Annotated in this window: 10 protein-coding genes; 6 read left to right on the top strand and 4 right to left on the bottom strand. The window is 66.8% G+C overall.

From position 1 onward, the window contains the following. Nucleotides 1-184: 184 nt before the first annotated feature. From trxB to R9B84_RS04805, 3 genes are all read left to right on the top strand, one after another. A complete protein-coding gene (trxB, locus tag R9B84_RS04815) occupies nucleotides 185-1147 on the top strand; it encodes a thioredoxin-disulfide reductase (protein ID WP_423759415.1) in 963 nt (320 codons plus the stop codon). Between the two features lie 136 nt (nucleotides 1148-1283). After that, nucleotides 1284-2063: a Smr/MutS family protein gene (locus tag R9B84_RS04810; RefSeq protein WP_423759414.1), complete on the top strand. Its 780-nt coding sequence runs from the start codon at nucleotides 1284-1286 to the stop codon at nucleotides 2061-2063. Continuing rightward, on the top strand, nucleotides 2050-2673 hold the full coding sequence (locus tag R9B84_RS04805) for a trimeric intracellular cation channel family protein (protein WP_423759413.1): 624 nt from the start codon (nucleotides 2050-2052) through the stop codon (nucleotides 2671-2673). Before R9B84_RS04810 ends, R9B84_RS04805 begins: the two co-directional genes overlap by 14 nt. Nucleotides 2674-2765: 92 nt before the next feature. On the opposite strand, the gene R9B84_RS04800 is transcribed toward R9B84_RS04805, so the two are convergent. The 4 genes from R9B84_RS04800 to R9B84_RS04785 all read right to left on the bottom strand — a co-directional run bounded on the left by R9B84_RS04800 (nucleotide 2766) and on the right by R9B84_RS04785 (nucleotide 7166). Next, nucleotides 2766-3884, bottom strand: a complete 1119-nt coding sequence (locus tag R9B84_RS04800) for an ABC transporter ATP-binding protein (RefSeq protein ID WP_047900051.1) — start codon at nucleotides 3882-3884, stop codon at nucleotides 2766-2768. Nucleotides 3885-3994: 110 nt separating this feature from the next. Continuing rightward, nucleotides 3995-4852 (bottom strand): carbohydrate ABC transporter permease, encoded by an 858-nt coding sequence (locus R9B84_RS04795; RefSeq protein WP_423759412.1) that lies wholly within the window; start codon nucleotides 4850-4852, stop codon nucleotides 3995-3997. Further along, complete coding sequence (locus R9B84_RS04790; RefSeq protein ID WP_423759411.1) at nucleotides 4842-5780, bottom strand: carbohydrate ABC transporter permease; 939 nt, start codon at nucleotides 5778-5780, stop codon at nucleotides 4842-4844. Before R9B84_RS04790 ends, R9B84_RS04795 begins: the two co-directional genes overlap by 11 nt. Nucleotides 5781-5918: 138 nt before the next feature. Then, entirely contained in the window at nucleotides 5919-7166 is a 1248-nt protein-coding gene (locus R9B84_RS04785) for an ABC transporter substrate-binding protein (protein WP_423759410.1), read from the bottom strand. A 421-nt stretch (nucleotides 7167-7587) separates the two neighbouring features. On the opposite strand from R9B84_RS04785, the gene zwf reads away from it, so the two are divergent. The 3 genes from zwf (at nucleotide 7588) to R9B84_RS04770 (ending at nucleotide 11732) form a co-directional block, all read left to right on the top strand. Beyond that, nucleotides 7588-9057, top strand: a complete 1470-nt coding sequence (gene zwf / locus R9B84_RS04780; protein ID WP_423759409.1) for a glucose-6-phosphate dehydrogenase — start codon at nucleotides 7588-7590, stop codon at nucleotides 9055-9057. A gap of 88 nt (nucleotides 9058-9145) precedes the next feature. Then, entirely contained in the window at nucleotides 9146-9826 is a 681-nt protein-coding gene (pgl, locus tag R9B84_RS04775; protein ID WP_423759408.1) for a 6-phosphogluconolactonase, read from the top strand. Beyond that, on the top strand, nucleotides 9804-11732 hold the full coding sequence (locus R9B84_RS04770; RefSeq protein WP_423759407.1) for a bifunctional transcriptional regulator/glucokinase: 1929 nt from the start codon (nucleotides 9804-9806) through the stop codon (nucleotides 11730-11732). The genes pgl and R9B84_RS04770 overlap by 23 nt, the downstream gene beginning before the upstream one ends. Nucleotides 11733-11797 lie beyond the last annotated feature (65 nt).

Genomic DNA, 11797 nt, shown 5'->3' with positions numbered 1-11797 from the left:
CGCGCCGGCGCGGGAGGTGCGCCGCGAAACGCTATCGGCACGATTGAAACTCTCGTTCGGCAGCGCAGCAACGGGGCCTTTATAATGCGCGTCTGATACCCATCTATGACGGCATCCCGGTCAACCCGGATCGTTCGGCGAGCCCTTACCCCGCCCGCCGCAGCCGCCTTTTACGGATTCGCACATGTCCACGCCCAAACACGCCAAAGTCCTGATTCTCGGTTCCGGCCCCGCCGGCTACACGGCTGCCGTCTACGCGGCCCGCGCCAACCTGTCCCCGGTGCTGATCACCGGCATCGCGCAGGGCGGCCAGCTGATGACCACGACCGATGTCGAAAACTGGCCGGCAGACGGGAAAGGCGTGCAGGGTCCGGAGCTGATGGCGCGCTTCCTCGAGCACGCCGAGCGCTTCAACACCGAAATCGTCTTCGACCACATCCACACCGCGAAACTGCACGAGCAGCCGATCCGCCTGATCGGCGACTCGGGCGAATACACGTGCGACTCGCTGATCATCGCGACCGGCGCGTCCGCGCAGTATCTCGGCCTGCCGTCCGAGGAAGCGTTCATGGGCAAGGGCGTGTCGGCCTGCGCGACCTGCGACGGCTTCTTCTATCGCGGCCAGGAAGTCGCGGTGATCGGCGGCGGCAACACGGCCGTCGAGGAAGCGCTCTACCTGACGGGCATCGCGAAGAAGGTCACGGTGATCCACCGCCGCGACAAGTTCCGCGCGGAGCCGATCCTGATCGACCGCCTGCTGGAGAAGGAAAAGGAAGGCGCCGTCGTGATCAAGTGGGATCACGTGCTCGACGAAGTGACGGGCGCCGATTCGGGCGTCACGGGCCTGCGCATCAAGAACGTGAAGACCGGCGAGAAGGAAGACCTCGACGTGCAGGGCGTGTTCGTCGCGATCGGCCACAAGCCGAACACCGACCTGTTCCAGGGCCAGCTCGAGATGAAGGACGGCTACATCCTGACGAAGAGCGGCCTGCACGGCAACGCGACGTCGACAAGCGTCGCGGGCGTGTTCGCCGCGGGCGACGTGCAGGACAACGTGTACCGCCAGGCGATCACGAGCGCGGGCACGGGCTGCATGGCCGCGCTCGACGCGCAGCGCTACCTCGAAAGCCTGCACGACAAGAAGTAAGCCGCAAGCCTTGCCGCGCCGGGCGCTACAATGGCGTCCGCTGCCGCGAAGCGGGCTCGACCGGAAAGCCGCTGCCGCCGCGCAGCGGCTTTTTTTTTGCCCGCGCGCCCGAACGCGCCTGCCCTGCTACCGAATCATGGCGAAGAACCAGCCCCATCCGAGCGATCCCGCGAAGCGGCAGATCGCCGCCCGTCCCGCGAACCCCGCGCCGGCCGCCCCGCCGCCCGCGCCCGATCCGGCCGCATTGCGCGGCCAGGGCCTCGCCGGCCTCGGCGCACTGCGCGCGAACCTGAAGGGCGAAGCCGAGCGCCGCGAACGCACGCGCATCGAAACCGCGAAGGCCGAGCGCAAGGCGGAAGCCGACGCGAACCTGTTCCGCAACGAAATCGGCTCGATCCAGCCGCTGAACGCACCGCCGCGCGCGGCGTCCGGCCGCACGCCGCCCGACCCGGTGCCGAAGCAGACGCAGCGCGACGAGGAAGACGTGCTGAACGCGACGTTGTCCGACGAATTCGATCCCGAGACGCTGCTAGACACCGACGACTCGCTGTATTACCACCGCCCCGGCATCAGCCGCGACGTCGTGCGCAAGCTGAGGAGCGGCGCGTGGATCGTGCAGGCGCAGCTCGACCTGCACGGGATGCGCCGCGACGAGGCACGCGACGCGCTTGCCGACTTCATCCGCGACGCCGGCAAGAAGGGGCTGCGCTGCCTGCGCGTGATCCACGGCAAGGGGCTCGGCTCGATCGGCAAGGAACCCGTGCTGAAAGGCAAGGTGCGCGCGTGGCTCGTGCAGAAGGAAGAAGTGATCGCGTTCTGCGAGGCGCGCGGCAACGACGGCGGCGCAGGCGCGGTGCTCGTGCTGCTGCAGCCGCTCGCGGCGCCCGCCGACCGGGGGCCGCGTGCCGCATCCTAGGCTGACGCTCGCGATCGCCGTACTGGAGGCGATCGCCACGCTGGCGTTTGCGATTTCGGGTTTCATCGAGGCGCGCAAGAACCGCCTCGACTCGGTCGGCACGTTCGTCGTCGCACTCGCCACCGCGTTCGGCGGCGGCACGCTGCGCGACATCCTGCTCGAGCGCCGGCCGTTCTACTGGGTCGTGCACGACGACTACGTGATCGCGATCTTCGTGCTCGCGCTGTTCGCGCCGTTCGTGCTGCGGATGCTGTCGCGGCTGTCCGCCGAGCGGCTGCTGCTGGTCGCCGACGCGATCGGGCTCGGCATCTTCAGCATCTCGGGCACGGCGATCGCGCTCGATGCCGAAATGCCGCGCTTCATCGCGGTGATGATGGGCGTGATCACGGGCGTGGTGGGCGGGATCGTCCGCGACGTGCTGTGCAACGACATCCCGCTGATCCTGCGCGATTCGCGGCCGTACGCGACCTGCGCGTTCGTCGGCTGCTGGTTCTACCTGCTGCTCGTGTGGCTGCAGTTCGACTCGGTGTACTGCGTGCTGCTCGCAACCGGCTTCATCCTCGCCGCGCGGCTCGCGACGTTCAAGTTCGACGTGCGGCTGCCGCACTGACTGCCGCCGCGGCGCCGACTTCAGCGCCAAAACAAAAGGGGCCGTTTATCGAAACGGCCCCTTCTCGTTCATTCAGCGCGAGCGCCCCAACGTCACGCGATCCGCTCTTCCGATGCCGGATCGAACAGCACGGCCTTCGACACGTCGAACAGCAGCGACTGCGTCTGCCCCGGCTGCGGGTTCGCGGCCGGATGCACGCGGCTCACGATGCGCTTGCCGTTCACCTGCGCGAACACGTGCGTATCCGGCCCGGTCGGCTCGGTCACGTCGACGCGCACGTCGATCGGCTGCAGGCTCGACGCCTCGCCGTTGTGCGCGTTGCGTGCGTCGGTGATGCGCTCCGGACGCAGGCCGAGGATCACCTCGCGGCCGACGTGGCCATTCATCCGCTTCGCGTCGAACGGCAGCTTCAGCGCGCTGCGCGCGAGGCCCGTGTCGATCTCGAGCGCGATCCCGCTGCCCTGCTCGACCAGCTTGCCGTTGATGAAGTTCATCGGCGGCGCGCCGATGAAGCCCGCGACGAACAGGTTCGACGGCGAATCGTAAATTTCCTGCGGCGCGCCGAACTGCTGGACCACGCCGTCCTTCATCACCGCGATCCGGTCGCCGAGCGTCATCGCCTCGATCTGGTCGTGCGTCACGTAGACGATCGTCGTGCCGAGGCGCTGATGCAGCAGCTTGATTTCCGCGCGCATCTCGATGCGCAGCTTCGCGTCGAGGTTCGACAACGGTTCGTCGAACAGGAACAGCGACGGATCGCGCGCGAGCGCACGGCCCATCGCGACGCGCTGGCGCTGGCCGCCCGACAACTGGCCCGGCTTGCGGTCGAGCAGGTGCTGGATCTGCAGCATCTGCGACACGCGGTCGACGATCTGCTGCTGCTCGCTTTTCGGCACCTTGCGGATGTTCAGGCCGAACGAGATGTTCTCGCGCACCGTCATCGACGGATACAACGCGTACGACTGGAACACCATCGCGATGTCGCGATCCTTCGGCGACAGGTCGTTGACGACCTTGCCGTCGATGCAGATCTCGCCGCTCGTCACGGTCTCGAGCCCGGCGATCATGTTGAGCAGCGTCGATTTCCCGCAGCCCGAACCGCCGACCAGGATCAGGAACTGTCCGTCCTCGATCTCGATGTCGACACCCTTCAGGACCGGCACCCCGTTCGGGTAGGTCTTGTACACGTCACGGATGGAAAGGCTTGCCATGCTGTGAATCCTCTGTCTCGTCTCGCGCGGCGCTGCGGCGCCGCGTCGGGTTCGTTTCGATGCGCCGCGCGACGTGCGCGGCCGGTTCGTCGTATCGGATAAAGCCGCGCTTATCCCTTCACCGCGCCCGCCGTCAGCCCGCGCACGAAGTAGCGGCCGGCGACGATGTAGACGAGCAGCGTCGGCAGCGCGGCGATGATCGCGCCGGCCATGTCGACGTTGTACTCCTTCACGCCCGTCGACGTGTTGACGAGGTTGTTCAGCGCCACCGTGATCGGCATCGAATCGACGCCGGAGAACACGATCCCGAACAGGAAGTCGTTCCAGATCTGCGTGAATTGCCAGATCAGGCACACCATGAAGATCGGCAGCGACACGGGCAGCAGGATCTTCGTGAAGATCGTGAAGAAGCCCGCGCCGTCGATGCGCGCGGCCTTCACGAGCTCGGACGGCACGCTCACGTAGAAGTTGCGGAAGAACATCGTCGTGAACGCGATCCCGTACACGACGTGCACGAACACGAGGCCGGGAATCGTATTGGCGAGGCCGAGCATCCCCTGCAGGCGCGCCATCGGCAGCAGGATCACCTGGAACGGGATGAAGCAGCCGACCAGCATCATCGTGAACAGCGCGTCCGCGCCGCGAAAGCGCCAGTGCGTGAGCACGTAGCCGTTGAACGCGCCGATCAGCGACGAGATCAGCACGGCCGGAATCACCATCTGCAGCGAGTTCAGGAAGAACGGTTTCATCCCGTCGCAGCGCACGCCGGTACAGGCACCGCTCCACGCCTTCACCCACGGATCGACAGTCCAGTTGGTGGGCGGCGTCAGCAGGTTGCCGGTGCGCAACTGGTCGAGGTCCTTGAACGACGTCGACAGCATCACGTAGATCGGGAACAGGAAATACAGCGCGAACAGGATCAGCGCCGCATAGATCACTGCCCGGCTGATCGTCATCTTAGGCTGCATTGCGGGTGCTCCTCGATTCCATATACATCAGCGGCACCAGCACCGCGACCACGGTCGCGAGCATCATCACCGACGACGCCGCGCCGAGCCCGAGCTGGCCGCGGTTGAACGAAAACGTATACATGAACATCGCCGGCAGCGACGACGACGTACCCGGGCCGCCCGCCGTCAGCGCGACGACGAGGTCGAAGGTCTTGATCGTGATGTGGCACAGGATCAGCAGCACCGAGAAGAACACCGGGCGCATGCTCGGGATCACGATCTTGCGGTAGATGGTCGGCAGCGTCGCGCCGTCGACCTGCGCGGCCTTGAAGATTTCGGCATCGACGCCGCGCAGCCCTGCCAGGAACAGCGCCATCACGAAACCGGTCGACTGCCATACGGCCGCGATCACCACACAGAAGATCGCCTTGTCCGGATCGCCGAGCCAGTCGAACGAGAAACTCGTCCAGCCCCAGTCGTGCATCACCTTCTCGAGGCCGAGGCCCGGGTTCAGGATCCACTGCCACGCGGTGCCGGTGACGATGAACGACAGCGCCATCGGGTACAGGAAGATCGCGCGCAGCGCGCCTTCGTTGCGGATCCGCTGGTCGAGCAGGATCGCGAGGAACAGCCCGAGCGCGACGCAGACCGCGATGAACGGAATCCCGAACCAGCCGAGGTTCGCGGCGGAGGTCCACCACACGTCGTTCTGGAACAGGTCCGAGTAACGGCCGAAGCCGTCGAATTCGTAGTTTGGCAACAGCCGCGAGTTGGTCAGCGACAGATAGCCGGTAATCAGGATGAAGCCGTAGATGAACACCACGGCGATCGCGACGCTCGGCGCGAGCACGAGCTTCGGAATCCAGCGATCGGCGAAGGCCGACATCGGCGACGTACGCCGTGCGGCGGCATCGCCGGATCCGTTTCCGCTAAGAGGGGCAGCCACTTGATTCGACTCCTGGAACGAGGGCGGCGCAGGCCGGGCCGGCACCGGGTACGGCACGGGCCCGCGGGCGAGCCCGTTTGCTGCACTTGCAAAAACGCCCGGCCGATGAAGCGTGTCCGGCCGGGCGCCTGGCGCGCGTTACTTGACCTTCGCGGCCTTCGCGAGCGCGGCGACCGCGCTCTTCGAATCCTGCTGCGAGTTCATGAACTTCGTCACGACGTCCGTGATCGCGCCGGCGGTCGCATCGCTCTGCGCCATCCCGTGTGCGAGCGACGGCACGAAGCCGCCCGACTTGATCGCGGTCTGCTCGTCGGCATACGACTTCTTCGCGCAGTCGTCGAACTTGTCCATCTTCACGCCGAGGCGCACGGGCACCGAGCCCTTCAGCAGGCTGAACTGCTCCTGGAAGTCCGGCGTCATGATCGTCTTCGCGAGCGCGACCTGGCCCGCCGACGCGGCCTTCTCGCCCTTCTGCTGGAAGAATACGAACGAATCGACGTTGAACGTGTACGAATTCGCCGTACCCGGCACCGCCGCGCAGACGTAGTCCTTGCCCGCCTTCTTGCCCGCGTTCTCGAACTCGCCCTTCGCCCAGTCGCCCATGAACTGCATGCCGGCCTTGCCGTTGATGACCATCGCGGTCGCGAGGTTCCAGTCGCGGCCGTTACGGCCCGTATCGAAGTAGCCCTGGATCTTGCGCACCGTGTCGAACACGGACAGCATCTGCGGCGACGTCAGCGTCGCCTGGTCGAGGTCGACCAGCGCCTTCTTGTAGAACGCCGGGCCCTGCGACAGCACGACGTCTTCCCACAGCGTCAGGTCCTGCCACGGCTGGCCGCCCATCGCGACCGGCTGGATGCCCGCGGCCTTCAGCTTGTCGGCCACCGCGAAGAATTCAGGCCAGGTGGTCGGCACCTTCGCGCCGATCTTGTCGAGCGCGGCCTTGTTGATGTACAGCCAGTTCACACGGTGCACCGAGAACGGCGCGGCGACGGTGTGGCCCTTGTACTTGATGATCTTGTCGATTTCCGGCGGCAGGTTCTGCTTCCAGTCGCCGGCGGCGGAATCGACGTTGACGAGCACGCCCTGGTCAGCCCAGTCCTGGATCAGCGGGCCCTTGATCTGCGCGGCCGACGGTGCGTCGCCGCTGATCACCTTGGTCTTCAGCGCGGTCATCGCCGCGGCGCCGGCGCCGCCCGCGACCGCGAAGTCCTTCCACACGTAACCCTGCTTCTGCAGGTCGTCCTTCAGCACGCCGACGGCCTTCGACTCGCCGCCCGAGGTCCACCAGTGCAGCACCGTTACATTCTCGGCTGCCTGCGCCGCCACGGCGCCAGCCATCAGACCTGCCGCGCAGAGCGCACCCATGATCGAGCGAACTTTCATTACTTATCTCCTCCAGACTGAATCAACTCGTGAGGTTCCCTGACCGGGAACCGGCTTCTTGATAACGACGGGGAAATCGAGCCGCGGGACGCATGCAGCGTACGGGGCCGATGACCGGCCGGGCTCTTACAGAAAGCGTGAATCGAGATTCAACGGCGTGTCTCCTCTTTGTGTTTCTGGCCCGCCGCGATGATGCGACGCGAGCCCGGGGGCGACGGTGCGCGCCATCAATGTCCGATAACATTCGGCACAAGGCGCTCCCGAGGGCGAAGCTCGCGCAGTTCATCGACCGCACTTCTTTTTTTCTTCACCCAGGTGCTACCCCTTGCGGCGGATTGTAGTTAAACTACAATTCAGTGTCAAAAATATTTTTATCGCACTACGGATTGCTTCCCAGCACCCCCAAACCCGGCGGAGACACATGCATACCGATTCCAGCTTTACCTTCGTACTTTTCGGCGGCACCGGCGATCTGTCGATGCGCAAGATCCTGCCCGCGCTGTTCGAAGCGCACCGTGCGAACATGCTGGCGGAGAGCGGCCGGATCGTCGCCGTGGCGCGGCACGAATCGGATCGGGCGGGTTATCTGGAGTGGGTCGACGCGCATGTGAAGCCGCACGCGGTCAAGGCCGCCGGCAAGGCGTTCGACGAAACCGCCTGGAAGTCCTTCCTCGAACGCATCGAATACGTGAAGCTCGACCTCGGCCGCGCGGAAGACTACGCCGTGCTGCGCGACGCGATCGCATCGCTGCCCGGCATCCGCGTGTTCTATCTGGCGACGGGCCCGTCGCTGTTCGTGCCGATCTGCAACGCGCTCGCGTCGGTCGGCCTGAGCGAAGGCTCGCGCATCGTGCTCGAGAAGCCGCTCGGCTACGACCTGCGCTCGTCGAATGCGATCAACGACGCGGTCGGCGAGATCTTCGCGGAAGGCCAGATCTACCGGATCGACCACTACCTCGGCAAGGAGCCGGTGCAGAACCTGCTCGCGCTGCGCTTCGGCAATGCGCTGTTCGAGCCGCTGTGGCGCCGCGAATGGGTCGAGAGCATCCAGATCACGATCGCCGAGGAGCTCGGTGTCGAAGCGCGCGGCGATTTCTACGACAATACGGGCGCGCTGCGCGACATGGTGCAGAACCACCTGCTGCAACTGCTGTCGATCGTCGCGATGGAGCCGCCGCACTCGATGGATTCCGACTCGGTGCGCGACGAGAAGCTGCGCGTGCTGCGGGCGCTGAAACCGGTCGATCCGCGCGACATCGGCAAGGTTGCCGTGCGCGGCCAGTATCATGCGGGCGTGATCAAGGGCGCGCAGGTGCCGGCCTACGCGACCGAGCCGGGCGTGAAGCCCGACAGCCAGACCGAAACCTTCGTCGCGCTGAAGGTCGAGATCGAGAACTGGCGCTGGGCCGGCGTGCCGTTCTTCCTGCGCACCGGCAAGCGTCTCGCCGACCGCGTCGCGGAGATCGTCGTCAACTTCCGCCCGGTGCCGCATTCGGCGCTCGGACCGACCGCGCTGCGCGCCGGTTCGAACCGCCTCGTGATCCGGCTGCAGCCGAACGAGACGATCCGCCTGTACTGCCTTGCGAAGCAGCCCGGCGAAGGGATGAACCTCGCGAGCGTGCACCTCGACCTCGCGTTCGACCAGTTCTTCAAGGAAGGGCAGATGGAGGCGTACCAGCGCCTGCTGCTCGACGTGATCAACGGCCGGCTCGCGCTGTTCGTGCGTCGCGACGAACAGGAGGCCGCATGGCGCTGGGTCGAGCCGATCCTGAACGAATGGGCGCGCTCGCTGAAGCCGCCGAAGCCGTACGCGGCGGGCACGTGGGGGCCGGCTGCGGCGAGCGCGATGCTCGCGCAGCACGACACCTGCTGGCTCGAAGAAGAAAACTGATGCAGAACGTTGCCGTGCGCGCCACCGCGTCCGGCAACGTGCCCCACGATTCATACGATTTGAACAGACAAAGCAGTCCGGAGGAGATGTGATCGAGATCCACGCTTTCGACACCCAGGAAGCGCAAAGCGAAGCGCTCGCGCGCGCCGTCGGCGATGCGCTGCGCGCGGCGCTCGCCGGCCCCGCGCGCCCGACGCTCGCGGTGTCCGGCGGCACGAGCCCGCGCCCGTTCCTGCAAACGCTGTCGCATGCGGCGCTCGACTGGGCCGGCGTCGACGTGACGCTGGTCGACGACCGCTGGGTGCCGGAGGACGACGCGGCCAGCAACGCGCACCTCGTGCGCGACACGCTGCTGCAGCACGCGGCGGCCCCTGCCCGCTTCCTGCCGCTCGTCGACACGCGCGCCACGCTCGACGTGCACGTCGCCGCGCTCAACGCGAACCCCGACTACCGCGTACCGAACGTCGCGGTGCTCGGCATGGGCGAGGACGGCCACACCGCGTCGATCTTCGCCGACGCACCCGAATGGGACCACGCGATCGCGACGCCCGAGCGTTTCGTCGCCGTGCATCCGGGCGCCGCGCCGCACGCGCGCGTGAGCTTTTCGCTCGATGCGCTCAAGCGCGTCGACCGGCTGTTCCTGCTGATCGCGGGCCCCGCCAAGCGCGACGTGCTCGACGCCGCGGCCGCGTCGCTGCAGAAGAACGCGATTTCCCAACTGGCCAACGACAAGGGGACCCAGCTCGATGTCTACTGGTGCGCAAAGTAAGGCGGTCGTCGCGGGACAGCATGCCGACGGCCCGCGCCTGCTCGCGGACGTCGGTGGCACCAACGCGCGCTTCGCGCTGGAAACCGGCCCGGGCGAGATCACGCAGATCCGCGTATATCCCGGCGCCGACTATCCGACGATCACCGACGCGATCCGCAAGTACCTGAAGGACGTGAAGATCAGCCGCGTGAACCACGCGGCGATCGCGATCGCCAATCCGGTCGACGGCGACCAGGTCACGATGACCAACCACGACTGGAGCTTCTCGATCGAGGCGACGCGCCGTGCGCTCGGCTTCGACACGCTGCTCGTCGTCAACGACTTCACCGCGCTCGCGATGGCGCTGCCGGGCCTGACCGACGCGCAGCGCGTGCAGGTCGGCGGCGGCACGCGCCGCCAGAACAGCGTGATCGGGCTGCTCGGGCCCGGCACCGGGCTCGGCGTGTCGGGGCTGATTCCGGCCGACGACCGCTGGATCGCGCTCGGCAGCGAGGGCGGCCACGCGTCGTTCGCGCCGCAGGACGAGCGCGAGGACCTGGTGCTGCAGTACGCGCGCAAGAAGTTTCCGCACGTGTCGTTCGAGCGCGTGTGTGCAGGCCCCGGCATGGAGATCATCTATCGCGCGCTCGCCGCGCGCGACAAGAAGCGCGTCGCCGCGACCGTCGACACGGTCGAGATCGTCGAACGCGCGCATGCGGGCGATGCGCTCGCGCTCGAGACGGTCGAATGCTTCTGCGGGATTCTCGGCGCGTTCGCCGGCAGCGTCGCGCTGACGCTCGGCGCGCTCGGCGGCGTGTACATCGGCGGCGGCGTCGCGCTGAAGCTCGGCGAACTGTTCACGCGCTCGTCGTTCCGCGCGCGCTTCGAGGCGAAGGGCCGCTTCACGCACTATCTCGAGAACATCCCGACCTACCTGATCACCGCCGAATACCCGGCGTTCCTCGGCGTGTCGGCGATCCTCGCGGAGCAACTGTCGAACCGCTCGGGCGGTGCGTCGTCGGCCGTGTTCGAGCGGATCCGCCAGATGCGCGATGCGCTGACGCCGGCCGAGCGCCGCGTCGCCGATCTCGCGCTGAACCATCCGCGCTCGATCATCAACGATCCGATCGTCGACATCGCGCGCAAGGCCGACGTGAGCCAGCCGACCGTGATCCGCTTCTGCCGCTCGCTCGGCTGCCAGGGGCTGTCGGACTTCAAGCTGAAGCTCGCCACCGGCCTCACCGGCACGATCCCGATGAGCCACAGCCAGGTGCATCTCGGCGACACGGCCACCGACTTCGGCGCGAAGGTGCTCGACAACACGGTGTCGGCGATCCTGCAGTTGCGCGAGCACCTGAACTTCGAGCATGTCGAGAACGCGATCGAGATCCTGAACAGCGCGCGACGCATCGAGTTCTACGGGCTCGGCAACTCGAACATCGTCGCGCAGGACGCGCACTACAAGTTCTTCCGCTTCGGGATTCCGACAATCGCGTACGGCGACCTGTACATGCAGGCCGCGTCGGCCGCGCTGCTCGGCAAGGGCGACGTGATCGTCGCGGTGTCGAAGTCGGGGCGCGCGCCCGAGCTGCTGCGCGTGCTCGACGTCGCGATGCAGGCCGGCGCGAAGGTGATCGCGATCACGTCGAGCAACACGCCGCTCGCGAAGCGCGCGACCGTCGCGCTCGAGACCGACCACATCGAGATGCGCGAGTCGCAGTTGTCGATGATCTCGCGGATCCTGCATCTGCTGATGATCGACATCCTCGCGGTGGGCGTCGCGATCCGCCGCGCGTCGACGAACGGCGAACTGCCCGAGGCCGTCGCGCAGGCGAAGGCGCGCGCGAACGACGACGAAACGGCCGACGTGCTCGACTGGCTGAGCCATGGCGCGTCGCCGGCGGCGAAGGACGTCGCGCGGGATTGATGCACAGCGCGGCGCAAGCCGCTTCCTGCACCCCAACGAAAAACGCCACCGGCGCATCGCGCGCG

Origin of the sequence: Burkholderia sp. NLJ2 (assembly GCF_049487195.1) — a bacterium.
GTDB classification, from domain to species: Bacteria; Pseudomonadota; Gammaproteobacteria; order Burkholderiales; family Burkholderiaceae; genus Burkholderia; species Burkholderia pyrrocinia.
This window is presented reverse-complemented; position numbering and strand designations above follow the sequence as displayed.